Origin of the sequence: Blautia sp. AF34-10 (assembly GCF_003477865.1) — a bacterium.
GTDB lineage: Bacteria > Bacillota > Clostridia > Lachnospirales > Lachnospiraceae > Fusicatenibacter > Fusicatenibacter saccharivorans.
Genome location: NZ_QUED01000005.1, coordinates 61,173 through 87,408, shown reverse-complemented (window position 1 = coordinate 87,408; position 26,236 = coordinate 61,173). Strand labels below are relative to the sequence as shown.

At 48.6% G+C, this 26,236-nt stretch carries 20 protein-coding genes, 1 pseudogene and 1 other annotated feature; of the genes and pseudogenes, 5 read left to right on the top strand and 16 right to left on the bottom strand.

Translation table 11 applies throughout. The features are described 5' to 3' along the window. Window positions 1-96: 96 nt before the first annotated feature. The 3 genes from rplL to DWZ60_RS04550 form a co-directional block, all read right to left on the bottom strand. The gene (gene rplL / locus DWZ60_RS04560; RefSeq protein ID WP_022462823.1) at window positions 97-471 is read right to left on the bottom strand and encodes a 50S ribosomal protein L7/L12; all 375 of its coding nucleotides are present in this window, start codon (window positions 469-471) and stop codon (window positions 97-99) included. A 71-nt stretch (window positions 472-542) separates the two neighbouring features. Continuing rightward, window positions 543-1,052 (bottom strand): 50S ribosomal protein L10, encoded by a 510-nt coding sequence (gene rplJ, locus DWZ60_RS04555; RefSeq protein WP_055227784.1) that lies wholly within the window; start codon window positions 1,050-1,052, stop codon window positions 543-545. Window positions 1,053-1,089: 37 nt separating this feature from the next. After that, window positions 1,090-1,234: a sequence feature (ribosomal protein L10 leader region), on the bottom strand. Between the two features lie 415 nt (window positions 1,235-1,649). Then, a complete protein-coding gene (locus DWZ60_RS04550; RefSeq protein WP_119221318.1) occupies window positions 1,650-3,206 on the bottom strand; it encodes a DUF5605 domain-containing protein in 1,557 nt (518 codons plus the stop codon). A gap of 298 nt (window positions 3,207-3,504) precedes the next feature. Here DWZ60_RS04550 and DWZ60_RS04540 point away from each other — a divergent pair, with 298 nt between their 5' ends. Genes DWZ60_RS04540 through DWZ60_RS04530 form a run of 3 tightly spaced genes read left to right on the top strand, consistent with a single transcriptional unit; the run spans window position 3,505 to window position 6,835 of the window. Beyond that, window positions 3,505-5,220, top strand: coding sequence for a sensor histidine kinase (locus DWZ60_RS04540; RefSeq protein WP_055266927.1), 1,716 nt, complete (start codon window positions 3,505-3,507; stop codon window positions 5,218-5,220). Window positions 5,221-5,255: 35 nt separating this feature from the next. Further along, the gene (locus tag DWZ60_RS04535; protein ID WP_158576309.1) at window positions 5,256-5,789 is read left to right on the top strand and encodes a response regulator; all 534 of its coding nucleotides are present in this window, start codon (window positions 5,256-5,258) and stop codon (window positions 5,787-5,789) included. After that, window positions 5,750-6,835 (top strand): helix-turn-helix domain-containing protein, encoded by a 1,086-nt coding sequence (locus DWZ60_RS04530; RefSeq protein WP_119221315.1) that lies wholly within the window; start codon window positions 5,750-5,752, stop codon window positions 6,833-6,835. The genes DWZ60_RS04535 and DWZ60_RS04530 overlap by 40 nt, the downstream gene beginning before the upstream one ends. Here DWZ60_RS04530 and DWZ60_RS04525 read toward each other — a convergent pair. The 6 genes from DWZ60_RS04525 to DWZ60_RS04505 all read right to left on the bottom strand — a co-directional run bounded on the left by DWZ60_RS04525 (window position 6,832) and on the right by DWZ60_RS04505 (window position 13,782). Continuing rightward, window positions 6,832-7,797, bottom strand: coding sequence for a carbohydrate ABC transporter permease (locus DWZ60_RS04525; protein ID WP_119221314.1), 966 nt, complete (start codon window positions 7,795-7,797; stop codon window positions 6,832-6,834). The two genes, DWZ60_RS04530 and DWZ60_RS04525, sit on opposite strands and share 4 nt — an antisense overlap. Window positions 7,798-7,807: 10 nt before the next feature. Beyond that, on the bottom strand, window positions 7,808-8,746 hold the full coding sequence (locus DWZ60_RS04520; RefSeq protein ID WP_119221313.1) for an ABC transporter permease: 939 nt from the start codon (window positions 8,744-8,746) through the stop codon (window positions 7,808-7,810). Between the two features lie 136 nt (window positions 8,747-8,882). Further along, window positions 8,883-10,433 (bottom strand): ABC transporter substrate-binding protein, encoded by a 1,551-nt coding sequence (locus tag DWZ60_RS04515; protein WP_158576307.1) that lies wholly within the window; start codon window positions 10,431-10,433, stop codon window positions 8,883-8,885. A gap of 175 nt (window positions 10,434-10,608) precedes the next feature. Next, window positions 10,609-10,965 (bottom strand): putative collagen-binding domain-containing protein, encoded by a 357-nt coding sequence (locus tag DWZ60_RS17870; protein ID WP_243038211.1) that lies wholly within the window; start codon window positions 10,963-10,965, stop codon window positions 10,609-10,611. Then, a complete protein-coding gene (locus tag DWZ60_RS04510; protein ID WP_243038210.1) occupies window positions 10,953-12,221 on the bottom strand; it encodes an apiosidase-like domain-containing protein in 1,269 nt (422 codons plus the stop codon). The genes DWZ60_RS17870 and DWZ60_RS04510 overlap by 13 nt, the downstream gene beginning before the upstream one ends. A 97-nt stretch (window positions 12,222-12,318) precedes the next feature. Continuing rightward, window positions 12,319-13,782 carry an alpha/beta hydrolase domain-containing protein gene (locus DWZ60_RS04505; protein WP_119221342.1) on the bottom strand — a complete coding sequence of 488 codons (1,464 nt, stop codon included), beginning with the start codon at window positions 13,780-13,782 and terminating at the stop codon, window positions 12,319-12,321. A gap of 388 nt (window positions 13,783-14,170) precedes the next feature. On the opposite strand from DWZ60_RS04505, the gene DWZ60_RS04500 reads away from it, so the two are divergent. Continuing rightward, the gene (locus DWZ60_RS04500; protein ID WP_119188690.1) at window positions 14,171-15,442 is read left to right on the top strand and encodes a prolyl oligopeptidase family serine peptidase; all 1,272 of its coding nucleotides are present in this window, start codon (window positions 14,171-14,173) and stop codon (window positions 15,440-15,442) included. Window positions 15,443-15,626: 184 nt separating this feature from the next. Here DWZ60_RS04500 and DWZ60_RS04495 read toward each other — a convergent pair whose 3' ends face one another. The 7 genes and pseudogenes from DWZ60_RS04495 to trkA form a co-directional block, all read right to left on the bottom strand. Continuing rightward, entirely contained in the window at window positions 15,627-17,414 is a 1,788-nt protein-coding gene (locus DWZ60_RS04495; protein ID WP_119221311.1) for a glycoside hydrolase family 2 protein, read from the bottom strand. A 195-nt stretch (window positions 17,415-17,609) separates the two neighbouring features. Further along, window positions 17,610-17,822: a small, acid-soluble spore protein, alpha/beta type gene (locus DWZ60_RS04490; protein WP_055220834.1), complete on the bottom strand. Its 213-nt coding sequence runs from the start codon at window positions 17,820-17,822 to the stop codon at window positions 17,610-17,612. 300 nt (window positions 17,823-18,122) lie between these two features. Then, the gene (locus tag DWZ60_RS04485; RefSeq protein ID WP_117510358.1) at window positions 18,123-18,407 is read right to left on the bottom strand and encodes an HPr family phosphocarrier protein; all 285 of its coding nucleotides are present in this window, start codon (window positions 18,405-18,407) and stop codon (window positions 18,123-18,125) included. A gap of 175 nt (window positions 18,408-18,582) precedes the next feature. Then, a pseudogene (locus DWZ60_RS04480) lies at window positions 18,583-19,958 on the bottom strand (MATE family efflux transporter). Window positions 19,959-20,079: 121 nt separating this feature from the next. Further along, window positions 20,080-21,153 (bottom strand): histidinol-phosphate transaminase, encoded by a 1,074-nt coding sequence (gene hisC / locus DWZ60_RS04475; protein ID WP_119221310.1) that lies wholly within the window; start codon window positions 21,151-21,153, stop codon window positions 20,080-20,082. A gap of 162 nt (window positions 21,154-21,315) precedes the next feature. Further along, window positions 21,316-22,758, bottom strand: a complete 1,443-nt coding sequence (locus tag DWZ60_RS04470) for a TrkH family potassium uptake protein (RefSeq protein ID WP_119221309.1) — start codon at window positions 22,756-22,758, stop codon at window positions 21,316-21,318. 15 nt (window positions 22,759-22,773) lie between these two features. Next, the gene (gene trkA / locus DWZ60_RS04465; RefSeq protein WP_334294804.1) at window positions 22,774-24,147 is read right to left on the bottom strand and encodes a Trk system potassium transporter TrkA; all 1,374 of its coding nucleotides are present in this window, start codon (window positions 24,145-24,147) and stop codon (window positions 22,774-22,776) included. Between the two features lie 171 nt (window positions 24,148-24,318). Here trkA and DWZ60_RS04460 point away from each other — a divergent pair, with 171 nt between their 5' ends. Continuing rightward, entirely contained in the window at window positions 24,319-26,142 is a 1,824-nt protein-coding gene (locus DWZ60_RS04460) for a S8 family peptidase (protein WP_117804643.1), read from the top strand. Window positions 26,143-26,236 lie beyond the last annotated feature (94 nt).

Below are 26,236 nucleotides of genomic sequence, written 5' to 3'. Positions count from 1 at the left end.
CATACCTTTCGGCAATTTTTAACTTTATTGCCAGTTCAAAAAAACGCACGGCAGGAAATCCCGCCGTGCGTCCATAGATTCTGATTTACGCTTAAATTATTTAAGAGTAACTTTAGCGCCTTCAGCCTCAAGTTTAGTTTTGAGCTCTTCAGCTTCTGCTTTGGAAGCACCCTCTTTGAGGACTTTCGGAGCACCGTCAACTACTTCTTTAGCTTCTTTCAGGCCAAGTCCTGTAGCTTCACGTACAACTTTGATAACTTTAACTTTGTTCGGGCCAACCTCTGTCAGCTCTACGTCGAACTCGTCTTTCTCCTCAGCTGCTGCTGCATCGCCTGCTGCTGCTGCAACTACAACGCCTGCTGCTGCGGATACGCCGAACTCTTCCTCACATGCTTTTACAAGATCGTTTAACTCTAATACAGATAACTCTTTGATAGCGTCAATAAATTCTGCGGTTGTTAACTTTGCCATTTTATTTTCCTCCTTGGATATTTTCTGAATAATGTTCTCAGGCTGCGTATTTCACGCTGCCCGCTTGAGGCTTAGGCCTCTGCTGCGCCGCCTTTGGACTCTGCGATCTGGTTGAGGACGCGAGCCAGGTTTGCGATCGGGGACTGGATGCTTCCAAGCAGTTTGCCAAGAAGTTCTTCTCTTGACGGAACGTTTGCCAGTGCTTCCATTCCAGCTTTGTCGTAGTAGTTTCCTTCTACAACACCAGAAACCATCTCCAGCTTCGGAGCGGTTTTTGCAAATTTAGCGATGATTCTTGCCGGAGCTGTTGCATCGTCTTTGCTGATTGCGATAGCGTTTGTGCCATCCAGGTCTTTGGTAAGAGACTCGAAAGCAGTACCAGCGAATGCACGTTTCATCATTGTATTTTTGTATACTTTGTAATGAACGCCTGCTTCTCTTAACTCTTTACGCAGCTGAGTATCCTGAGCAACGGTTAATCCGCTGTAGTTTACCAGCAGCACGCACTGTGCGCCTTCTACCTGTGCGCTGATCTCTTCCAGGACCGGCTTCTTCAGATCGATTTTTGCATTGATTGCCATGATTGCACCTCCTTGTAGTATTTCGTACCTACGCTTTGGAAGTATAAAAAAAGCTCTTCGCGAAGATTGGCGAAGAGATCTCAAAATTCCATAACATGAACCTTGTGTAACTTCTCCTCGGCAGGCGTTTGAAACTTACGCCTTGCGGCACCTGCTGTCTTCGGCGTGATACAGGTGGTATGATATCATATGTGAGGAGGGTTGTCAAGATCAAAATAGACTTTTTTCATATTTGTGCAACTTCATCAAAATATGCGTTCTATTTTTTCAAACCGTTTCTTCCTATACCATGTTATACTTACGTTGTTGTCGCCTCCCAAACTGGCAACAGGAAGGGGGTGAGCGCATGTCTATACTTATTTCTCTTATCGTTTCCGTTGTAGCAGGTGTAATCAGCTACTATATCTGCAAGTGGCTAGACGGAAAACATGGTGACAATTAGCCCAGGCGGATGCCCTTCCGTAAAATAGGGAAGAACCCCCAGCAGTTGCCGCTGCTGGGGGTTCGCTTTGTGAACACATGTCACTTATTTCTCTTATCAGCTACATATACTATATCATATGCAGAACCGAATTTCAAGATTCCTCTCCCACATTTTTATTTCACTTTCACCAGTCGCACAGCCATATACGGTCTTGACGGCATGTCGATCGTAAATTCTCCGCTGTGACGGCCTGCCGGGGTAATCGTCATGTTCCAGGTGTCGATGACTTCCACATCAAACTCCTGGCCTTCCGGCATGTAGAACGGGCGGCGGCATGGGCGGTTGGCACCGTAATAGTACATCACGCAGTCCTTTCTCGGATGGCTTGCGCTGTTTGTGCAGCAGGTCTCATCAAAGAATGCCGGAAGCGGCTCCATATAGCCCCCGTTTTCTTCCATAATATCCAGCAGGAACTGGATTCGCGCCGGGCTTCCGCCCTTCAGCTCTCCGCCGTGTGACCACCAGATCACACCGTTTTCATTTTCATACGTCTCTCCATGCTGGCCATATCCACCTCTGGTGTATGCCTCCCAGAACCGGCGTGTCATCTCCTCGCCGCTGATATTTCCCCAGCCGAACGGAAGATTTCCTTCATATGCAATCTCATCGAGTACGCACGGTTTTCCATACTGCGGGCGCCAGATTTCCACATTTTCTGCGGTACGGTACAGATCGATTCTCTGCAGACTGCAGTGCGTGATCCATCCCCTGGAATGATCGTACATGGTCATACAGTTGTGAATGGAGCGCAGATGGCGGTACGGATCCTGACGGCAGACGGTTTCTGCATTGGACTCCCACTCGGATACCGGTTTCCAGCGGAACAGGTCAAATTCATTTGCCATAGCCCACCATACATTGTGGTATGCGCTGAAACGGTTAACAACGTATCTTAAATAAAAGTTCTGCTGCTCCAGATTCATGCGTGAATAGCCCCAGCGGTCGTACGGATGGAACAAAATCAGATCAGCCTGGATTCCCATGGTGCCAAGGCGTACGATCGTATTTTCTATGTGTTCAAAATAAGAAGGATTTGGACGGGTATAATCCCATACTTCATCCGGGTTTTCGATCATGGCATCAATGCCGCCGAACATATTGCGCGGAGCTTTTTCCAGCTTCTCTGTCTCAAAATCAGACGGAGACCACGGAGAGTTTTCACGAATTTCAAACGGATACTGTGCCGGCTCTTTTAAATTGTAGACATAGTGCTTCGGGAAAACGCAGAATCGGATCTTGTTGAATGGAGAAGCTGCAAGACTTTCATACGTTTTCTCCTGTGTCTCCTTACTCTGCAGCTCCCACACATAGCAGGTCGTACCACACGGGTAGTATTCCTTTCCGTCATCGTAAGCAAAATGATAGGTGTTTGCCACACGAACCGGACCGTGGCAGTTTTCATCGGCTGCGCTGACCTCCACCGTCACCTTCGCCTCATCGCCCCAGCTTGTTGCCGCGGTGATCTCATACGTTCCTTCGCAGGATGGCATAAAGCGAAGCTTGTATACGCCGTTTCCGTCATAAAAGCCCTCGGCATGCTTTTCCTCTGCCTGACCTGCCATCGTTCCTTTCACCCACTGCTCCGCAAACGGATTTCCCTCGGACGGTCCCCTGAAAACCAGTTCTGCAATTCCATATCGTTTTACATATTCGGTATAAGACTGTAACATACGTTCCACCTTTCTAAAATAAGTATTGCTTCGTATCGTGATAATTTAATTTTACTAAATGTATTTTGAATAGTCAATCTTTTTAAATTAAACTTTTAAACAATAATTCAGTTATTTTTTTATCACTTTTGCCGATATCTATTTCTTTTTTCCTTGTATTTATTGACGTTTTTTCACTTTTATTGTAAACTTTCCCATAGAGTCTGCCGGACCTTTTGCTGAACAGTTCCGGCATTTTCTTTTTATCTGGCTCAAAATTCAGCATATATCTAACATGTACAGGAGAGGAGATGGTCCTTTGAAAAAACGCTTTTCCAAAATTTCCATACACTCACTTGGTTTTCGTATTTTTGTTCTGCTTGCAGTCATGATCGTCCTTTTTTGCGCGCTTGTCGCGTACAACAACACAGCCGCTTTCGGTCTGATGCTTGAGCGGATCCATGAGAACTCGGAAAATACACTGGTTCTGTACCAGAAAAGCCTGGATGAAAATCTTTCCCGCACGGAAACCTACCTCTATGTTTTCGCATTAAATGATGCCGATCTTCTTTCCCTCCGCGCAGCAGAACCACAGACAACCAACTGGTATATCACATTAAACCGAATCAAAAAAAGCTTTGAAAACGCAACGCCAAACTATACCGTAGACGGCTTTTTCTGCTATCAGGAAGCCACAGATGCCCTGGTCCTCTATGACCAGACCACCAACCCGACACCGTTCCTCTGGAACTATATCCGTGAAATCGCCAAAACAGAGGATCCGTCCTCTGTATGGAATCTCAACGAAATCAACGGGAAATATTACCTTGTCCGTATTCTGAACCTGAACGGATATCTGCTCGGCGCGTACATTTCCACGGATACACTCCTTGGCACTCTGGTCGATACAAAAACGCAGGACAGTCTTCTGTATTTTTCCGATGGTCCCCTTCTTCTGCGCACCCCGTCAAACGATGTCCGCCTGGAGGCTCCCCGCTTGAAATGGCGACGATATCCTTCCTACGACATTGATGGAACCTCCTGGATGGCTGTTTCACATGAACTGAACGAAACACCGCTGTCGCTGACCCTGCTTTTAAAGGCTTCGGAATACACCAAATATCAGAGCAGCTTTTATCTTCTCGCCCTGATCGTTTCGCTCGGTCTGTTCGTAATCTGGCTGCTCCTGTCTGCTTCCCTGCACCGCTGGGTTCTTCACCCGGTTCACATGCTGACGCATGCGCTGGAACAGCTCCGCGGCGGTGATCTCAAGGTGCGGATTCCGGATGACGCTATGCTCGACGAATTCCGGAAAATGACGACCGCTTTCAACGATATGGTCGAAGAGATCGATGATCTGAAAATCGCGAATTACGAAAAACAGCTCGCCCGTCAGAAGCTGGAAGCGCTTTACCTGAAGCAGCAGATCACGCCGCATTTTATGATCAACTGCCTGAACACCATTTATCAGCTGACTGAAAATAACCATGCGGACCTGGCACGGCAGATGCTTCAGAACCTGAGTGTACATCTGCGCTATACGCTTTCCTCCGGCCAGACCGTCTCGCTTTTAGAAGAGCTAAACCTTGTAAAAAACTACGTGGAGCTTTCCTCCATCCGCTATCCCGGCGCGCTGCGCCTGCTCCCTTCCTGCGAAGAATCGCTGCAAAATGCAACGGTTGTGCCGCTTATACTCCTGAACTTTGTGGAAAACACGATCAAATATGAGGTCGTTATGGGGAAAGTGCTGGACATGCATATCGATATCACCGCGCAGGAAGAAAATCAGTGTACCCGTCTTCATATCTGTATCTGGGATACCGGATGCGGTTTTTCCGAGGATATACTTGCCGTGCTGCAAAAGCTTGATACCTATGTAAACTCCGAGCAGGAACACATCGGCATCACAAACGTGGTGCTCCGCCTCCGCCAGATTTTTCCCGACGCAGCTTTTGCTTTTGGCAACCGCCCCGGCGCAGGCGCTCAGATTACCATTGATTTTCCTTACGTTCCCTTTTTCCGCATCGACGGATAACCGGAACAGCTAAAAATATGTTTTGGGAGGTTATTATGAACCTGTTAATTGTAGACGATGAATATTATACCGTTGAAAGCATCTCCAACAAAATCCGCACACTACGCCCGGACTCTTTCGAGATTTTCTGTGCCTACAATATGACGCAGGCATTGGAAATCTTTTCCGCACATACGATTGATCTGATGATCTGTGATATCGAGATGCCCGGCGGCTCCGGCCTCGAACTGCTGGACCAAATCCGCCAGGCACACTACGAAACCGTCTGCATTTTTCTGACCGCCTATGCAAAATTTGAATATATTTCCCGCGCTATGAAGCTTTCCAGCAGTGACTATCTGTTGAAGCCGCTGGACGACCATGCTCTTCTGGAAGCTCTTGACAAAGCCTGTGCGCAATGTGAAAAGCAGCAAAAGGACCGCGTCAACACCCTTCATGCCAATTACTGGAAGGAAAGTGAGCTCCCGCTTGCGGAACAGTTTTTCCTCGACCTGTTAAATGGCAGTATTTCCTCTGCTCCTTCCGAAGTGTGGATGAAATCCGCTATCGCCGTCTGGATGTCAAACTGATTCATCAGCCCTTCTATCCGCTTCTGATCCAGACCGGACAGACGAACTCCTTTTCTCCGACCGACAACCGTACCCTGTATGAATTTGCCTTAAAAAACATTGTCCGTGAATATTTTTTCAAAGCTTCCGAGCTTCCCCTGACGATCCGCGCATTGGACGGTTTTTATCTTCTGCTTCTCCCGGCCTCCACACACTCTCGGGACGCCGTGATTGGCCGATGTCGTCAGGCCCTGACCGACTTTGTGACACACTTTCCGTTCTCGATCAACTTTTTCGTTGATCAGAAGGTCTGTCTCCCGGAAGACCTGCGAAAAACTTTTCTTTCCATGAAAGCCTTCGCCGGAAAGAATGTCACCTACGAAAATCACGTTTTCGATCTTGCCGCTGAAACCGAAGCTCCTGTTCAGACACCTTTTCAGCCGATTCCATCTGACCGCTGGTCCGATCTTCTCACATCCGGAAAAACGGAACAGCTTCAGATTGAGATTTTTGCTTTCTTAAATCAGATGAAAAGCTCCGGCACCGCTACGCGGGAATTTCTGACCGGCTTTTACTATCAGTTCCTGCAGCTGCTGTTTCGCCAGATGGATCATCCGGGCAGCGAAGACGAAGCCTTCCGCCGCCAGATTACCGTTGCTTCCCCGGAGCAGACCTTCTCCTCGTTTGGTGCTTTACGAGAATGGATTTCCAACAGTCTTCTGCTGTTCACACAAAGCCGTCAGGCAGCCGCTTCCCAGGACACGGCTGTTGCCACCGTGAAGGCATATATCGAATCGCACCTCTCCGACGAGCTGGATCGCGATACGCTTGCGGCCATGGTGTATCTGAACGCCGATTATCTGTCCCATCTCTTCAAAAAAGACACGGGAAGTTCTCTCATCAACTACATCATCGACCGCCGGATTGCTCGCTCCAAGGAGCTTCTCGCAAAGGGCGAAATGAGCATCCGCGACATTGCCATCACCTGCGGCTTCCAGAATATTTCGTACTTCTCCCGCCAGTTTAAAAAATCGACGGGCATGACACCACGGCAGTTTAGAAATTAAAAAAATCCGGCCTTCCTTTTGCATATCGGAAAGCCGGATTTTTTGGATTCACTTACTTTTTTATCAGCCTTCACGCCGCCAAGGGTAATACCTTTTACAAAGTTTTTCTGGATGAACGGATAAATGATCATGATCGGCAGAATACCAAGTGCTGCCATCGCCATACGAACCGTTCCGGATGGGATCTGGGAGAGGCCTTCGCCTGCCTGCGCCATGTTGTTGGCGTTCTGCGTCAGCGCCTGAATATTCTGCATCAGACGGTTCAGCAGGTTCTGGATACTGTAGAGATCCGTTCTCTTTGTCAGATAGATATAACCATTGTTCCAGTCATTCCAGTAAGCGATACCGGAGAACATGGCAACGGTGGTAATAATCGGTTTGGACAGCGGAATGGCGATCTTCCACATAGTCTGGAATTCGTTTGCACCGTCAATATAGGCAGCCTCAAGAATTTCATCCGGCACACCGGTGACAAAGTAGCTCTTCATCAGGAGAACGTTGAATGCGCTCATCATCAGAGACGGAACCAGCAGCCCGAAGAACGTATCTTTCACATGGAATACGGTCGTGTAATTGATATAAGTCGGTACAAGGCCTCCATTAAACAGCATGGTAAAGAATACCAGGAAGGTCAGGACATTTCGTCCCGGCAGACCCTTTTTCGAAAGGCCGTAGGCCAGACAGGTTGTCAGTGCAAGGCTGCATACAACGCCGGTTGCGGTCAGGATAAAGGACATTCCATAGGCTTTGATTACCATGGAACTGCTGGATGTGAATACCCACTCATAAGCATAGGTACTCCACTTTTCCGGCAGAAAAGAGTATCCATTCTGTAACAGAGTTGCATTGTCAGTCAATGAGGAAATGAACATCAACAGAATCGGAATGATCGCGAGCAGTGTCAGGATTGTCATGATCAGATGGCCGAAAAAGCTATAAATTTTATCTTCTCTTGTTTTCATACCGTTCCTCCTAGATCAGCGCGCTGTCGCGGTCAATTTTACGTACCAGCAGGTTGGCGCCAAGCACCAGAATAAATCCTACGATCGACTGGTAAACACCGGCTGCGGCAGACATCGAAACATTGCCCATCTGAAGCAGTCCGCGATATACGTAGGTATCAATTGTGTTTGTTGTGGAATACAGAGCTCCCTGGTTCATCGGCACCTGGTAAAAGAGACCGAAGTCAGAGTAGAAAATTCTTCCGATTGCCATCATGGTCAGCATGATAATGGTCGGACGCAGAAGCGGCAGGGTAATATATTTGATCTGCTGCCATCTCGTTGCACCATCGATCTTGGCTGACTCATAGAAGGATTTATCAAATCCCATCAGTGTTGCCAGATACACAATACAGTTGTAGCCAACCGACTTCCATGCACTGACAAAAACCAGGATAAACGGCCAGTATTTCGGTTCCGAATACCAGGAAACCGGATCTTTTCCCAGCGCCTTTAAAATCGTGTTGTTAATGAATCCGTTTTCTACACTGAAGAATGCAAAAACAAGATATCCGATGATAACGGTGGAGAGGAGGTTCGGAAGAAGAATTGCACTCTGGTAAACTTTCTTCCGTTTTCCTTCCAGTTCACTCAAGACAATAGCTACTGCGATTGCCAGTGTTGTGTTGATTACGATAAATGCCACATTGTAGAGAATGGTATTTCGTGTAATAACAAAGGCATCGCTTGTCGTAAACAGATATTCAAAGTTTTTCAGTCCTACCCATGGACTTCCGTAGATGCCTTTTCCGGCATTGTACTGTTTGAATGCAATCACAAGACCCGGCAGAGGCATGTAATTGTTGATAAACAGATAAATGAGGCCCGGCAGCATCAGAATATAGATCGGCAGAAAACGTACAAATGTTTTTCGTCTTTTCTGGCCCTTCTGACTTTTCACTCTTGCCATGTTTTTCCTTCTCCTTTTTTCTTATCCGCAGCCGGTCATGACGCGTTCCGGTTTTGACAGATTTTTCTCTTCTTACAACCTGCGCCGTCCTGTTTTTGGGACGGCGCAGTCATTTTTTGATCTAAATTCTTAAACTTTATTTGTTTGCTTCCTGCCACGCTGCAAGCTGTGCCTTTTTCTCGTCGATAATCTTCTGGAGGCCTGCAGTCATCATCTTATCATTCATCTCAGCAATTCCGGTCTCCGGGTCTACAAAGCCGTACTCTACGCTGGTCTGATACTCGTTGTATACGTTCTGTACTGCTGTGAGCTCGTTTGCCACATTTGTGCTGTCAAAGGAGAAACCGCTTGCTTTGGAAACCTTTGCATTGGTGTTAAACTCTTTCATCTCTGTCCACAGATCCGGATCATTTCCTTCCCATACATGGGTCAGGAACTGGTTCGGCATCATCCATCCCATAGAATGATTCCATCCGGAGTTGGATGCATCTACACCGTCTGCATAAGTAGCAAGTCCGTCATCGCCAATTTTATAATGTGTTCCCTCGATGCCCCATGCCAGAAGGTTTGCGATATCGGCATTTGTGTAGCACTCATTCAGGAATTTCATGGCTGCTTCTTTATGCTGTGCAGAGATCGGAATGGTCCAAGGCATACTAGCCACAGATGTGGAACTGATATAGTCATCCAGTGTCTGGAAGATGGTCATATCGCGACCGGTCAGTGTAGTCTCCTGCGCTTTGATGCCAGGCTTTCCGCCTGTGGTATAGCTCATCAGAGTTCCGGCTTTTACAAGCTCTCCGACTGCTGTTGTATCGGTCGATGCATCGGCACTGATATAGCCTTTCTGATTGTAGTCATACAGTCTTGCACAATAATCCTTGTAGAAATCGCTCTCAAAGAGATTTACAACATCAAGGTTCTGGCCATAGTCAAGCAGCACACCGAACACATTTCCTCCAAGGGAGTCTACGTTAGAGAACTGCGACATAGAACCTGTTGTCGGACGATAAACCTCTTTGTCCGGATATTTCTCATGCAGCTGTGCATAAATATCGTTTAATTCATCCAGACCGATTTTTACGATCTCATCGTCTGTGTTTGCTTCGTAGCCAATACCATCGAGATACTCGGTTGCGATCGCTGCGCATCCACGTCCCTGTGCAATGTCCCGGTTGCTTGGAAGGCCATAGAGAACTCCGTTCACACGGCAGGCATCAATGTTATCCTGTCCAACTGCTTCTGCGATGTCCGGTCCATACGTTGCAAGAAGATCGTTCTCTTCCAGATCGGAAAGATATCCCTGCTGAATTCCGGTCTGATATGGGAATCCTACACAAACAAGCACGTCGACTTCCTCGTTTGCGGAAAGCGCCAGCGTCGTGTTCTGGTTAAAGGAACCGTAATCAGTAATGGAAAGTTCAATTTCAACACCAATCTTATCTCTTGTGATATCATTGATGGCTTCCTGTACTTTCTCCGTATCTGCCGGAGCACCCGTCCAGGTCGGGAAGCTTACGATGATTTTTTCCACTTCTCCGCTTCCGTTCTCTGCTGTACTGGATGCGGTACTCTTATCCTTAGAATCTGTCTTTCCGGAATCTGAACTTCCGCCGCTGCTTCCGCATGCAGCCATGGAGCATGCCATAATGGATGCCATGAAAATCGCTGCTACTTTCTTTTTCATTCTTTCGTCCTCGCTTTTTATCTTTTTGTCTTGCTGCTTTATTTCGTTTCTGAGTTTCGGCCGTGACTCATTTGATGATCTTATTATATCTGCTTTCTTACCTCCAAAAAAGAACAATCCTGCGATGAATTTGCACTTTTCTGCGGTTTCTTTCCGCATTTTGTATAGTTTATGATCACTTTTCAGTTTTTTCTATGCATTCTGCTATCAGCATCCAGTCTCCCGCCGCCGGTTTCTTTGGCATAATGCACGACTTTCCACGCACTTCCACCTGGATTTCTGCTTTTTCTGTCTGTCCCGTTCTCGGATCAAACCAGGAAATTGCATAGATTCCGTCGCAAAGGCCTGCGAGCGGTGTACTCGTGCCATCCATCTCTCCGTAATAAATCAGTGCTCTTGTTTTATCCCGGCTGATCGTGGCAGTCGCAAGCTTATTGACAAACGGGCTGATACTCTCCTCTGCTTCTGCCGGATCGTAAGGCACCATCTCCTCAAAATGATGTTCCTCATAGAAACGTTTCAGATATCCCATCTGTGCGCCTCCGGGGCCGTCAATGGCTTTCGCCAGGTGATGCCAAATTTGTTGAATGCATTAAAATCCGGGTTGATGTCACTTACCTCCCAGATATTATCCCAGATTCCCTGCGCACCGTACGTATAGCCGCAGCCGCCGGTCTGGACTGCCATATATGCCACGCGGCGCAGCATTGCATCGGTGCAGAGCCGGGTTCCGTTTTCTTCCAGTGTGGAACAGTATTCATACAGAGACTCTCCTTCAATGAACGGTTTTGTTCCGTGTTCCTTCCAATAGGTACGGTACCAGGACGGATTGATCGGAAAATCGCCGTGTCCGGCCTGATTCAGCACAAAATCAAACCACGATTCGTCATAATAGTAATCTGCAAACGGACGCTCATTCGTATAATGTGCGGTCTGCAGTGTTCCATATCCGTCCATTTTTTCCACATACTTTGCGACCTCGCGCCAGCCTTTGATGGCTGTTTCCCGCGGCTTTCCCGGGAAGTAGCCTGCCACTTCGCCTGCCAGCGTCCACACAACCGGAAGGGCACCATAGCGGGCAATGATATAGCGCGCCAGATGTTTCTGGTGCTCCACACCCTGCTCGATCGAGCCGGACCAGGCAAAACCGAGCGCGTTGATAAAGCCGAGGTCAGCGAGATACTGCATGCGGCGGTCGAGTTCGTTCTGGTAAAATGCCACATCCGGCACATCATCTGCGGCATCCGTTTTCCAGTAACGGCTCTTGTGCTCCTTCCAGCTGTCGCTTCGAAGGTTTGTCTGATAAACGTTATAACCCTGTTCCTTCCTGCGGTCCGCCATGCCGCGGAACATGCTCGTCATCTGTGGATGGTTCGACTCGTCCCACCGCTCACCAAAGGCAAATTCCCAGTGCGTATCGCCGAGCCAGAAAAACGGTGTTCCGTCTGCATACGTCAGATATCTTCCTGATGGATGCACTTTCAGAAATCCGTGCTGATAGATAGCAAGATTTCCTTCGTATGGAATACATTCGATCGTTCCCTGCACTCCGGAAAGTCCCGTCTCCTCCGGTGCTTCCAACCTATAACTCCACATTCCGGTTTCGGTCGGCGCAAAGGCAATCCGATAGGTATTTCCGCCGTCCCAGTATGCTTCTCTTCTGATCCTTCTTCCCGACGGTCCCGTAAAAACACTCCAGATGGAAACATCGAGGAATGGATTGTTGTATGTTTTCTTGCTCTCAAATGATAAAATAATTTGTCGCCACTGTTCTGCTTTCATCCCCATTTTATTTTCTCCTTTATCTGCGCAGAGCGCGCCCGGTTTTTTTCGGGCACGCTCCTCGAATCTGATTTTACTGTAACTGTTTATTGTTTATTGTTTTTTATTCCAGTCCGCGTTTCTTTGCAAGCTGCACGGCAATCTCAACCAGCTCCGCCGCATCCTCGCGGCAGACAAAGCCTTTCGTTACCTGCTCTTTCGTGTTTTTCTCCGCCATTTCCCGGTAATGTGCCAATGTTCCGTACAGCTCTTTTATCATTTCTTTCGAAAACGCCTGCTGATAACCGAACAATCCTTCCTTTTCCGATTCCGGATCCAGGAAATTCTGGCCTTTTTCAATGTCGCTGGTATTGCTGTATCTTCCGGTTGGATAGTCAAGGAGGCAGGTACGCAGTCCACCGATCGTATTTCCGAACGCATCCTTTTTGTTTTCTCCGTCGCTGTCAATCGCAATCCGGTCACAGTGCGCCGGAGCTGCGCCTGTCCGTACCCAGGTAAAGAGATTCCGAAATGCTGCCGCAAAAAGAATCTGGGACGGATAGTCGTTTCCTTCCTCATTTTTTCCCATATAGAATGGCAGATGGTTGATCCGCACCAGATCCGGATCGTTCTGATAGTAGTCCACATAGCTATAGGAAGTGTCATGGCTTGCACCCGTCACATCATACTGGCGGAACAGGAACTCCGGATCATCGCTGTCCTGCTGGGCAATGCGCCATGCTTCCATTCTTCCGTTTTCACTCTCCGTCTGCACAGCGATAAACGGCTCGCGCGCCTTTTCCACACGTGTCAGACTGTAATGGTACGGAGCCATGGTTTCATACTGGTTGACCGGAATACCAAGGGAATGGACTCCTCCTCCGGAAAGGTAGCCATCAAATACACACGCACCGCGTGCCACCTCCGGACGATACGCAAAGCTGTTCAGATAGCGGAACAGATACGAACCCGACTGTGACCAGCCCGTCAAATAGACGTATTCTCTCTTATATTCCCGAATCGGATTCTGCTCCTCATCGCCGCGCAGCAGCCACGCCAGGTCTGTCAGCATATCCCAGAAAAGACCCGTTTCGTAATCATGATTCAGATCGCCGAGTCCGCCTGTGACCTGCAGTCGCTCCGAGAACGGCACATCCGGCGTCGGGTTAGCCCAGGAAAGACAGCCGTAACGCTTTTCATCAAACTCTACCATTTTTGCGATCGTATTCGGTTTGCTTGTGATTCCCACATAGATATCTCCGTCCCGCACAAATTTCTTCCAGCCGAGAATCCACATGCGGTCAATCTCCATAAAACTCGTTGGATTGATGATCTCCACTACAACGTTTCCGCTGCATTTTGCAGTGTCCTGCGGTGCGCGGACAATGATGCGGTTTGTATACGGCGCATCCGCAGTGCGCACACGGACGCCGCCGCGCTCGTCGGCTGTCTCGTAGACATTTGCCGTTCCATACATATAATATTCCTTCTCCACATAGCCGCGCTCCGACAGCTTCAGGTAACGCTCCGCACTGGCAAACGGATAGCTTTCTTTCGTTACCGGAATCTCCTCTAGTCTTGTAATCATCTCGTAAAACCTCCCTTTTTCCTTGTATGATTTTATTATTCCATACGGCTCCAATACGAAAAACAACGATTCTGCTGTTTTTTGACACTTTTCTGCTGTTTCTGTTTCGATCAGACTTTTTCCGTTCCGGAAACAAAAACACAGAAAAAGCATCTCCGTGCAAATTTATCTCTGATTTGTACTTTTTCTTTCGGAATGTCTGTAGTAGACTGGTATTGTAGGGCAGAAAAAATCTATCATTCCCAATACCGTCTTTTCTGCCCATGCAAACAACTGTACTCTCAAGCTTTTTCTGTACCTGATTTTGTGAGATGATTTTTGTCAGTCGCAAAAGCAAGTGCAGAAAGACTCTGAGCGTACATTCCGTACCAAAGGAGGGTTTTTACAAATGAACGGAACTTATTATACCATTACCGAAGTTTTTGATTTCGGTCCGCATATTTCGAAAATAATTCTGGATTATGGCAAAAGCATGAAGGGTGCGGCCCCATCTCCGGAGCAGTTTACGGTACACGTTACCCGTACATCCACCGAGGGTGAGAACTTTGTCTGGCCGAATTTCATGGGTGACAAACCGGATGATTCCATGGACGGCACACGCCGCGTTTCGAACGTTTACGTTTCTGACAAAACCGGTGCACCGTGCGAGGACGGTACCTGTCTGACGCTGGAGCTGCCGTGTTTCATCATGGAAGGAATCGGCTCCATCATCAAATTCAACGGTAATTTTAATGTATTTGTCAATGTTGCTTACGATGTGACACAGACCTCTGAAATTGCAACAGACGATGATGCCATTTCTCCGCAGACGTTCGACGTAGACGGCGGAAACCGCGTCATCTACGGTGAATGGCTCAAAGAAGACCGCTACGATGATCCGCAGATTCCGCTCTCTTACGTTTACTACGAGCCGGAAATGGATGCGGATGAGAAAATCCCGCTGATCATCTGGCTGCACGGCGCAGGTGAGGGCGGACAGGAACCGCCGATTGCAGCAATCGGAAATAAAGTTGTAAACCTGATTTCCCCAAAGATTCAGAAAATTTTCGGCGGCAAGACCTACCTGCTCGCTCCACAGGCTCCAACCATGTGGATGGATGACGGAACCGGCGAATATACCAAAGACGGTTCTTCCAAATATACCGAAGTTCTCGATGCCCTGATCGGTGCTTTCGTGGATGCCCATCCGCAGATTGACCGCTCCCGCATCTACATCGGCGGCTGCTCCAACGGTGGCTTTATGACCATGAAACAGATCATTTTCAACCCGTCCCGCTACGCTGCCGCATATCCGGTCTGCGAGGCTCTGGCGGATGCATTTATCTCCGATGAAGATATTCTGAAGCTCAAAGATCTGCCGATCTGGTTTACACACGCAAAAACCGACCCGGTTGTCGTTCCGGATGACTTTGTCGTTCCGACCTATGAGCGTCTGGCAAAGGTCAATCCGAATGCACACTTCACCTACTGGGACAAGGTACTCGATCACACCGGAACACAGAAAAATGCAGACGGCACCCCATTCGAATACATCGGCCACTGGTCCTGGATCCCGATGCTGAACGATGAGTGTGTCCTCGATTATGACGGCAAACCGGTTATGACGGACGGAAAAGAGACTCCGATTCTGGAGTGGATGGCTGCACAGAAAAAAGCATAACACAGCACTTGCCGGATTCTCCGCCTACGGCGGATTGTTGCAGTGAAAAAACAGATGGTATGAAATCGGACTTCAAAGCTAATTTCATACCATCTGTTTTTGTCTGTTCTTGTCTTTTTTTCTCTGTTCCGTTTGATATCATCAACCGTGCAAGTCGGCTGATCTTTTTGAAAAGCTCTTGCCCCTACTGTTCTTTTCTTTTCAGCTCTTCATAAAATTTCTGCAACACATAAAATGCCGGTTTGCGGTACTTTTTGTCCTCAGAGAGCAGCCCCTTCCGGTTATAATATTTCTGGATCAGGCTTGTTCTGCGCGGGCAGCGGAAGTCGTAGAGAATCCAGGGGGTCATGCCCTTGATGTAGTCAATGTTCCGCAGCGTTGCAATCTGTTTTTCGTACACATCCGCCTGGCACTCCTCGGTTCCTTTGTCCGAGATGGTTCCATGGTGATGCGGCAGCGCGTCTGCGCCGAACTCCGTTACGATAACCGGCTTGTCCGGCTGGCTGTTTTCCATCAGTGCCGGCAGCATCGCAAAATCCGGGGTGTACCAGCCGCAGTACTCGTTGATGCCGATGATGTCAAGGTATTCCATCAGACGGTCCTCAATCTTATTTTTCGCAGCATTAACCAGGCAGGCCGCAGACACCATTCGCGTCTCATCCTCCCGATGCGCGCATTCTGCCAGTGCGCTCATGAATTTCAGCCGTTCATCCGTATCGGCATTCTCATTTCCGACAGACCAGATGATCACGCTCGCGCGGTTCCAGTCACGGTTGATGAGTTCGCGGAGCTGATTTTTGGCATCCTCATATGTTTTTTCACGTTCAAAACGAATTGCCCAGTAAACCGGAATTTCCTCCCACAAAAGAAGCCCAAGCTCGTCGGCGAGTTTTGCCATTTCTTCGTTATGCGGGTAATGTGCAAGGCGCATGAAGTTGCATCCCAGTTCTTTCGCAATGCGGATATTTTCGATCCGTTCCTCTCTTGTCAGGCCTTTTCCGTTTTCCACGCTGTCTTCGTGGCAACTGATACCACGCAGGAAAACGGGCTCTCCGTTCAGCAGAATGTCTCTGCCGTTCACGCGAATTTCACGAAAGCCGACCCGGTCGCTGACGGTATCGGTTCCACAGGTTACTTTTACATCATACAGCTTCGGTTTTTCCGGTGTCCAAAGCTCCGGTTTTGCATCAAAAACAACTTCTCCAGCTCCGTTTTCCAGCTGGATTTTCCGGCTCACGCCAAGCTCCTCGATGACAAGCTCTGCCTTGGCTGTGATTTTTTCCGACAGTGTCACTTTCGCCATAACATGTCCAAATGTTCCGTCCGGCACAAGCGCAATTTTAAAAGTTTTGATATGGCATTTCGGAACACGGATCAGTGCGATATCGCGGTATACGCCGCAGTAGTTGAACCAGTCGGTATTCTCGGTCGGCACCTGCTCCGGCCGTCTCGTTCCGTCAACAGCAAGCACGATGCGGTTCTCCGCTTTCAGGTATTCTGTGATATTCCAGAACGCCGGTGTCGATCCGCCGCGATGCATACCGACGTATTTTCCGTTTAAGAAAACGCGGCACAGATAATTGGCTGCGCCCACCTTCAGAAAGACTGTTTCCTCTCTTTCTGCGATATAGGAAAATTTTCTCGTAAAGACCATGCTTCCCTCATACAGGAGATACATCGGATCGATGGTATTCCAGCTGCACGGAAGCTGCATCACCGGCCACTCGTCAAAGGAATAGTCGATTGGCACAGTGAAGCCTTTTTCGTCGCGGTATCTCTCTTTGTACCATTTCTGGCGCAGACAGGTATCGTACTGATCGACTGCATAATGCCAGCCGCCGTTCAGCAGCTCCTCTCTTCTTCCCCCTTCAAATATCATCGTGTCCACTGTGGCAAATCCCGTTTCGTACTGTTCGGTATAATCCTCGAGATGGATATCCGACATATACTTTTTCTCTTTTTTTGCTTCCATAAACTTTTCCCTCACTTCTCCAAACGATCCGAAACACGCTCTGCGAGTTTCTCAGGGTATCGCGGCAGTCGCCGGGTCTCGTGCAGACACGGACTTTGGCGCGGCACCACCCATTCCTTGTTTTTATTATAACGCTTTCACAGGAAAAATCTATGGTCAAAACTGTTGAGGATATTGCAAAAATTGCGGTACCGCTTATTTTTCTTCGTTTTCGTTCTTTCCTTCCGCCGCCATCTGCCGCTTCCTCCGTGTCACAAGGCCACCGATCCGTCCCGTTTCTTTTGCCGTGAGTGATCGCCAGCCGTCATTCAGCACGCGTTCTAAAAGCCCCAGCTCACCTGCGATTTCGTATTTCATTTTCTCCTTCTCCGTCATATGTTCCAGATCAATTTTCTTCTGCCTTGCCATTTTTTCTACACTCCTTTTCTCTGCATTTTTGCTTTATCCAGAGTGTAGACACTTTTTTCCGGCCTTATACCTCCTGTTGTCAAACGGATATTCGCAATCCGCTTCGCTGCTTGCTCATAGCCGAAGAGCTGCTTCGCAGCTTATCTTTTCATCCCTGCTTTCGAAATCCCCCCCGAGGCAGGAATCTTTTATCTGCCGCCACACAAAAACCTCGCTTTTTGAAATACGGTCCGGTTTCCCATTCCGTTTTTTCAAAAAGCGAGGTCCTTTTCTTTATTTCTATTCTATGTTCCTATCTCCTCACTCCGGCGTCTCTCCGAGCCCGCTTTTAATTGCGGCAATGGCCGCCCGAAGTGCTTCCTCTTCATCCTCTCCTCTGCTGCAGATCTCAATAGTGTCTCCCTGCCTGATTCCTGCGGCAACGATACTCAAAATACTCTTTAAATTAACCGTTCCCTGCATCCCGTTGTTTTCATAGGTAAACGACATGGAAGATTTGTACCGGCTTACACTGTTTGACAAATTTACCGCGTTTAAAAGATGCAGACCTGACGAATTGACAATCGTTACTTTTTCACTTACCATCTTACGTTCCACCTGTCTTTCCTTTGTAATCCGCTCATTTTTCTTTGAAAAATGGCTACTTACTCATTTTTTGCCGTGTCCCGAGTTCAAAAATCCTCCTGCATCGGTTTTTTGACCTTTTGACACTGATATTTTTATGATAGCACAGTTTTGTTAATACAGTTTGAACATTCTGTTAGATACTCCTCAATTCTTTCCGCTTACTCAGCTGGCTGAAGAACAGGTAATAAATAAAGTACGCAATCGTTGTGATCACCCACGACAGCGGATAGCAGAAGGCTGCTCCTTTTAAGGAGTGGAAATGCGGCAGAACTGCCGTCATCCACACGATACGCACACCGCAGATTCCTATTCCGGTGATAAACATCGGAATCCATGCATCTCCGACACCGCGGAGTGCACCGGAAAGGATTTCGATGGAAATGTAGGTAAAGAAGGTCGGAACCAGGAAATGGATCAGTCCGTGACAGATTTCACGCACCGCCGTATCTGTGGTAAACAGAGAAATCAGTGTATCACCGATAAACCACATAAACACAACCATCAGACCCGTCATCAGGAATGCCATGATCATGCTGGTGCGCACACCGCGGTGTACACGATCCATCTTTTTCGCACCGTAGTTCTGACCGACAAAGGTTGTCGCCGCAATACCGAGCGCATTGATCATCATCCAGAAAAGACCGTCCACCTTTCCGTAAGCCGCCCACGCAGCCACATTGTTGGTTCCCAGCGAGTTGACAGCAGACTGAATGATCACGTTCGATACCGAGTACAGAATTGACTGTACGCCTGCCGGAAAACCAATGCGGATAATCCGTTTGAGCATAATCCAGTCAATGCTGATTTTCCGCAGATGAAGCCGGTAAATGTCTCTGGTCCGCATCAGAGAGCCCATAACAAGAACCGCACTGATGATCTGCGACAGAATGGTCGCAAGCGCCGCGCCCATAACACCCATCTGCAAACCGACAACAAATAAAAAGTCAAGCGCGATATTGGTCATACAGCAGATGATCAGATACAGCAGCGGACGTTTCGAGTCGCCGACCGCACGCAGGATACCGGAACCCATGTTGTAAATCAGGTTTCCGATGGTTCCAAGGAAATAAACACGCATATAAATCAGCGCATAATTTACAACATCATCCGGCGTGTTCATCAGATCGAGCATCCATCTCGAACAGCCAATGCCGACTACCGTCAGCACAATACCTCCGAGAATGGAAAAGGCAATGGACGTGTGCACTGCCCACTGAACCTTGTCCTCTTTATTGGCTCCGTAATGCTGTGAAATAACAACTGTCGCACCACTCGAAAGGCCGACGAAAAATCCGACCAGCAGATTGATCAGTGTACCTGTCGTTCCGCCGACCGCCGCAAGTGCCTGTTTTCCAAGAAAGTGTCCGACAATCATGCATCCGCCGTGTTGTAAAGCTGTTGGAAAAACGTTCCGAACAGAATCGGCAGGAAAAAGATCAGAATCTGCTGCCAGATAACACCTTCCGTAATCTGATTTACCTTTACTACTTCTTTCTTCTCTTTGTTCATACCCAAATACCTTCTAAAACTGCCGCCGGATCTCATGGCTGATTCCGACGGCAGTCCCCCTTTAAAATTTTCTTCTGCTCCTCTGCAGATACTCTTCTTCTGTTTTATATTTTTTGCTGTTTCATCCCTCTTTTAAGTAATCTTTCAAAAAGTCAAACAGCGTCTGCATTTCTTCCCGCGTGCCAATCGTAATACGCAAATAATTGTCAATGCGGGGTTTCTCAAAATACCGCACATAAATATGGCGTTCCCGGAGTGCCTGAAAAATCTTCCCGGCCGGTACGCTTTTGTGCGTTGCGAAAATAAAGTTCGATTTCGAATCTTCGAAAGAAAATCCCAGCTTTTTCAGCTCCTCCTTCGACCACTCTCTCGTTTCCATCACTTTTTTCACCGTCTTGCGGAAATATTCCACATCGCGGATCGCTGCGGCTCCGGCTGCGATCGTGGTCTGATTCATGGTATACGAATTGAAAGAATATTTCACATCATTCAGATACGAAATCATCTTCTCATTTCCGATTGCATAGCCGATGCGCATGCCGGCAAGCGAACGAGATTTTGATGTTGTCTGCACAACCAGCAGGTTTTCATATTTTTCCAGCAGCGGCTGCGCAGTGGCTGCTCCGAAATCCACATATGCCTCATCCACAATTACAACCACATCCGGGTTGTTCTGTAATATCGATTCGATCGCAGAAAGCGAAAGCTCCACACCCGTCGGTGCATTCGGGTTCGGGAACACGATTCCGCCATTTGGATGATTCTCTGCAAAATACTGCTCCGGCACAATGCAGAAATTTTCATCGAGCGGGATCTGCTCGTACGGAATGCGGAATTCCTCCGCCCAGACATCGTAGAAGGAATACGTAATGTCCGGGAAAAGAATCGGTTTGTCAGAGTTAAAATACGTCATAAACGCCATCGCCAGAACATCATCCGAACCAACGCCGACAAAAACCTGCTTTGTGCTTACGTGGTAGACATCCGCGATCGCCTGCACCAGTTCTGCCGCGGTCGGATCCGGATAGAGACGGAGGGTATCCTCTTCTGCTACCCGTCTGATCGCCTCTGCGGCTTTTGGTGACGGCGGATACGGATTCTCATTCGTATTCAGCTTGATCATGTCAGCCTCATGCGGCTGCTCGCCCGGTACATACGGCACAACTTTTCTTACATTCTTTTCCCAGTTACTCATAAGTTCCTTCCTTTCTGCCTGTGGTCAGGAAATGCACCCTGACTTTATTCCGTCTTTCTGTTTTTTTGGAAACCCCTGTGAATCGTAACCATTTTTTCTTTTCCTTCTGCTCCCGGCAGTTTCCCGCCGACGCAAAGTCCCTTTTCTTCCCGGTGAACCGCTTTATCCTCTCTTCTTCCAGGTAGACGGATAGAAAAGAATCAGCATCGGAAACAGTTCCAGACGGCCTGCCAGCATATCAAAAATCAGAATCAGCTTGGAAACCGGACCGTATCCAAAGAAGTTACTGGTCGGTCCTACCTGGTCAAGACCCGGTCCGATGTTGTTCAGTGTTGCGGCAACTGCCGTGAAGTTTGTCTCGAAGGAAAATCCATCCACACTGATGATCAGCATGGAAAAGCTGTAGATCACCAGATAAACAATCAAAAATACGTTGATCGCCCGCAGAACCTCATGCTCTACCGGGTGATCGTCGAAACGGATGCGTTTGATACTGCGCGGATGTACGATCGAACCAAGCTCTTTTTTCACGGTTTTTAAGAGGATCAGGATTCGCGAAACCTTGATTCCGCCTCCCGTTGAACCGGCACAGGCTCCGATGAACATCAGCATCACCAGAATACATTTTGACAGCTCCGGCCAGAGGTCAAAGTCCGTCGTGGAATAACCCGTTGTCGTGATAATCGATCCGACCTGGAAAAAGGCAGTCCGCACCGCTTCACCGATGGAATGGTACATCGGATAGGTATTCCAGGAAATCACGCCTCCTGCCAGAAGGATAATCAGGAAATACGCTCTTACCTCCTGGGACAAAATGGCGGCCTTTCCCTTTTTGCAAAGCATCAGATAATAAAAGTTAAAATTCACACCGAACGCAATCATGGCGATTGTCAGAATCCACTGCTGCAGTGGTGTGTACACTGCACAACCGCTGTTCAACACGGCAAAACCTCCTGTTCCGGCAGCTCCCATGGCGAGTGTGACAGAATCAAATGTCTTCATGCCGGAAAGCAGCAGGGCAGCAATGGTAAAAAGTGTCATGCCAAGATAAATCTGATACAGAATTTTAGCAGTTCCGCGCACTCTCGGAACAAATTTGGAAACGGTCGGTCCCGGGCTCTCTGCCTTCATCAGGTTCATGACGGAACCGCCCTTCATCGGAAGCAATGCAAGAATGAACACAAGAACGCCCATACCGCCAATCCAGTGGGAAAAGCTTCTCCAGAACAGGCTGGCGTGTGAAAGTGCTTCCACATCGCTCAAAATGCTGGCTCCTGTCGTTGTAAAACCGGAAACGATCTCAAACAGCGCATTGATATAAAACGGAATTTCCCCCGTAATTACAAACGGCACCGCTCCGAAAACACCAAGGACAACCCAGCTTAACGAAACGCAGACAAATCCGTCGCGGGAATAGATTTCCATATTGGACGGTTTTCTGAAGCAGAGGATCAGACCGGCCGCAATGCAGAGCAGTCCCCAGATAAGATACGCAAAGCCTGTCTTTTCCTGATACATGGCTCCGACCAGCGCCGGAAACAGCATCAGCATACCTTCCACTTTCAGCACCCAGCTGATGACAAAACGAATCATTTTATAGTTCATAATCCGCTTCCCCCGTTACTCTGCCAGAATCTCATGGATATCCTGAAGACCGGTTTCCGTTGTTACGATAATGACGGAATCTCCTGCCTCAAAGGAATCCTGTCCACCCGGAATGATGACCTTTCCCCGTCTGTTAATCGCTGCTACCAGAAGGTTTGGCCGTGTTTTCATATCCTGCAGACGGATGCCGATCATACGGCAATTCTGGTTCACGATAAACTCAAGAGCCTCCACACGGTCTTCCATCAGCTTATACAGCGTCTCAACGTTGCTTCCGATGGAGTTTTTCATTGCCCGGACATACTGCAGAATGTACTCTGCGGTGATGTGTTTCGGGTAGATCAGGCTGTCCAGGTTCAGGCTGTGGATAACATCATTAAATTCCAGATGGTTGATTTTCGTTACAACCTTTGAGGATACCTTCTCTTTCGCATACAGCGACAGAATGATGTTTTCCTCATCCATATCGGTGCAGGCCACAAAGGAATCCATATTCTGGATGCGCTCCTCTTTTAAGAGCTCCTGGTCACTTCCGTCACCGTAAATAACGGTTGCATCTGGCAGTGCTTCGCTTAAAACCTCACAGCGATCCTTATTTTTCTCGATAATCTTGACATCGACGTTCATATTTGCCAGTGATTTTGCGAGATAATACGTAATTTCACCGCCGCCGACGATCATCGTACTGTGTACCTTGTTTGTATGAACACCGATTTTCTTAAACAGGCTCTCTGCGTTCTGCGGTGTGGTAATGATGGAAAGGCTGTCTTTTGCCTGGATCACAAAATTTCCATCCGGTATGTAAACCTCGCCGTTTCGCTCAACAGCACAGACCAGCAGACTGTACTGAAGCGCTCCGGCCAGCTCACGCAGCGACATATGGACAATTTTCGATGTTTCCGGCACTTTAAAGCGCAGCATTTCGATTCTTCCGCGGGAAAAGCTGTCGATCTCAATCGCAGATGGGAACCGCAGCAGTCTTGCCATTTCCATGGCGGCCGCGTGCTCCGGGTTGATGATCATGGACAGACCCAGCTTTTTACGGATAAATTCTCTCTCCTCCCGATACATCGGATTTCGAACTCTGGCGATGGTGTGACAGTCTGCTGCCTGTTTGGCGATGACACAACAAAGCAGGTTCATTTCATCACTTTTGGTTACGGCAATCATCAGATCCGCATGCTCAATATCCGCCTCCTGAAGCACCTGATAGCTTGCTCCGTTTCCTACAATTCCCATAACGTCATAGGTGTTGGAGACGTTGCGGACGACAATACTGTCTGTGTCGATGACCGTCACAAGGTTGTCCTCGCGGCTCAGCTGGGCGGTCAGTGCGGCTCCGACTTTTCCGCAGCCCACAATGATAATTTTCATGTTCTCTCCCTTCAATGCAAAAGCATTTCGCGTAAAATAGTAAAGACCCGCCAGGCGGCATCGTAAAACCATTTTTCGATGCACTCCAAAAAGCAGATCTGTACCCCTATTGTACGATGGCGATTATATCATATTTCCAGGAAAAGCGGAATAGATTTTAACAACATTTTGGACGGAGTTTTTGTAATGATTGATCAAAAAAGGGAAAACCTGTTGAACCTTGCGCTGGCCGCAACGGAAGTCGAACGGCGGCGTGTGCCGGAGCTTTCGGCAGGTTATAACTCTTACAGCAAAACATGGGAAGTAATTGTACAGTATCAGGGAGACCTGGCTTTTCTGGAGGAGCAGGGAGTTCGTGTGACGCTGCTGCTGTTTTCGTATGCCATTCTTCTGGTTCCGGAGTCCCTGATGGATTACGTGACAGGACTGCCGCAGATTACCTATCTGGAGAAACCGAAATTACTTTATTTCGCAGATGCATTTGTGCGGAGCATATCCTGTATTACGCCTGTGCAGGAGGGGGTTATGGGTCTGTCTGGGAATGGGGTGCTGCTTGCATGCATTGATTCAGGCGTGGACTATGCGCATCCTGATTTCTGCGCACCGGACGGGACAAGCCGAATTGCAATTTTATGGGATCAGACGATTCCGGGGAATCCTCCGATGGGGTATGCTCTTGGGTCGGTATATACACGGCAGCAGATCAATGAGGCACTTGCATCTTCTACGCCGGAAGAACGGTTTGCCCTCGTGCCGTCCCGCGATGTGACGGGGCATGGGACAGCGGTGCTCGGAATCGCAGCGGGAAATGGGAGATCCTCGGCAGATGCGGCCATGCGGGGCGTGGCACCGGAAGCAACACTCGTGGTCGTAAAGCTTGGGAATCCTGATCCGGCGGATCTGCCGCGGACATCGCAATTGCTGCAGGCGGTGGATTTCTGCGTAAGATATGCACTTCTGGTGGAGCGGCCGCTTGTGATTAATTTGAGCTTCGGGAATAATTACGGTTCGCACAGCGGGGATTCCTTACTTGAAACGTATTTGAATGCAGTGTCAAATTTAGGGCAGAACGTGATCTGTATCGGGGCAGGAAATGAAGGGGATACCGGACGCCATTATACCGGGAACCTAAAGTCGGACCGCAAGTCGTCCGGTCAGACGCAAACAGTCCGTCCGACATCTGATCCGGCTGCGACGTCTGCGGTCTCGGCAACGGCTGACCGCGCTGTCTCCGTTGAATTTCAGGTCGGTGCTTATGAATCCTCGTTCAGTCTCCAGATCTGGAAGGTTTATGGGGATGAAATCTCGATCGAACTGATTTCCCCCGGCGGCATCCGCTCCGGCACGCTCTCTCCTGTCCTCGGCACGGCGCGTCTGACGCTTGGTCCGACAGAACTTCTCCTGTTTTATGGCATGCCATCCCCCTACAGCCAGGCGCAGGAAATTTACCTGACCTTTCAGGGCGCAGGAAACCATCTGTCCGTCGAAAACGGCATCTGGACCTTGCGTCTCACCCCCGGCCGCCTGATCTCCGGTTCCTTTGACCTCTGGCTTCCCGGCGGAAACGCCGTCGGTTCACAGACACGCTTCTTCTCCCCCACTGCCGACACCACACTCACCATCCCTTCCACCGCCCGCTCCGCCATCACGGTCGGTGCCTACGATCCCCGCCTTTCCTCCTATGCCAGCTTCTCCGGCCGCGGCTATACCCGTATTCTCCACGAAATTAAACCTGATCTCGCCGCCCCGGGTGTCAATATCCCAGCTCCCCGTTCCGGCGGCGGCTATGCTTCCTTCACCGGCACCTCGTTTGCCACGCCTTTTGTATCGGGAAGCGCCGCTCTTATGATGGAATGGGGTATTCTGCGCGGAAATGACCCGTTTTTATATGGTGAAAAGCTGAAAGCTTATCTCATCGCAGGCACAAAACCCATCGCATCCGAGAGCGAATACCCGAACAGGCGGGTGGGATGGGGACGACTTTGTTTAGAAAGTAGCCTGCCAGATTAAAGTTATTGAAGGATTCGATAGAAGAAATAAAAGCGCAATGTAAAGAGTTAAACGACAAATGAGACATATTTTTATCTCTGTACTATCTTGTACT

What these genes read in the sequence shown, in the direction of transcription:
- rplL (WP_022462823.1), bottom strand. Translation starts at nt 471, where the DNA reads ATGGCAAAGTTAACAACCGCAGAATTTATTGACGCTATCAAAGAGTTA.
- rplJ (WP_055227784.1), bottom strand. Translation starts at nt 1,052, where the DNA reads ATGGCAATCAATGCAAAAATCGATCTGAAGAAGCCGGTCCTGGAAGAG.
- DWZ60_RS04550 (WP_119221318.1), bottom strand. Translation starts at nt 3,206, where the DNA reads ATGTTACAGTCTTATACCGAATATGTAAAACGATATGGAATTGCAGAA.
- DWZ60_RS04535 (WP_158576309.1), top strand. Translation starts at nt 5,256, where the DNA reads ATGAACCTGTTAATTGTAGACGATGAATATTATACCGTTGAAAGCATC.
- DWZ60_RS04525 (WP_119221314.1), bottom strand. Translation starts at nt 7,797, where the DNA reads ATGAAAACAAGAGAAGATAAAATTTATAGCTTTTTCGGCCATCTGATC.
- DWZ60_RS04520 (WP_119221313.1), bottom strand. Translation starts at nt 8,746, where the DNA reads ATGGCAAGAGTGAAAAGTCAGAAGGGCCAGAAAAGACGAAAAACATTT.
- DWZ60_RS04515 (WP_158576307.1), bottom strand. Translation starts at nt 10,433, where the DNA reads ATGAAAAAGAAAGTAGCAGCGATTTTCATGGCATCCATTATGGCATGC.
- DWZ60_RS17870 (WP_243038211.1), bottom strand. Translation starts at nt 10,965, where the DNA reads ATGGGATATCTGAAACGTTTCTATGAGGAACATCATTTTGAGGAGATG.
- DWZ60_RS04510 (WP_243038210.1), bottom strand. Translation starts at nt 12,221, where the DNA reads ATGGGGATGAAAGCAGAACAGTGGCGACAAATTATTTTATCATTTGAG.
- DWZ60_RS04505 (WP_119221342.1), bottom strand. Translation starts at nt 13,782, where the DNA reads ATGATTACAAGACTAGAGGAGATTCCGGTAACGAAAGAAAGCTATCCG.
- DWZ60_RS04500 (WP_119188690.1), top strand. Translation starts at nt 14,171, where the DNA reads ATGAACGGAACTTATTATACCATTACCGAAGTTTTTGATTTCGGTCCG.
- DWZ60_RS04495 (WP_119221311.1), bottom strand. Translation starts at nt 17,414, where the DNA reads ATGGAAGCAAAAAAAGAGAAAAAGTATATGTCGGATATCCATCTCGAG.
- DWZ60_RS04490 (WP_055220834.1), bottom strand. Translation starts at nt 17,822, where the DNA reads ATGGCAAGGCAGAAGAAAATTGATCTGGAACATATGACGGAGAAGGAG.
- DWZ60_RS04485 (WP_117510358.1), bottom strand. Translation starts at nt 18,407, where the DNA reads ATGGTAAGTGAAAAAGTAACGATTGTCAATTCGTCAGGTCTGCATCTT.
- hisC (WP_119221310.1), bottom strand. Translation starts at nt 21,153, where the DNA reads ATGAGTAACTGGGAAAAGAATGTAAGAAAAGTTGTGCCGTATGTACCG.
- DWZ60_RS04470 (WP_119221309.1), bottom strand. Translation starts at nt 22,758, where the DNA reads ATGAACTATAAAATGATTCGTTTTGTCATCAGCTGGGTGCTGAAAGTG.
- DWZ60_RS04460 (WP_117804643.1), top strand. Translation starts at nt 24,319, where the DNA reads ATGATTGATCAAAAAAGGGAAAACCTGTTGAACCTTGCGCTGGCCGCA.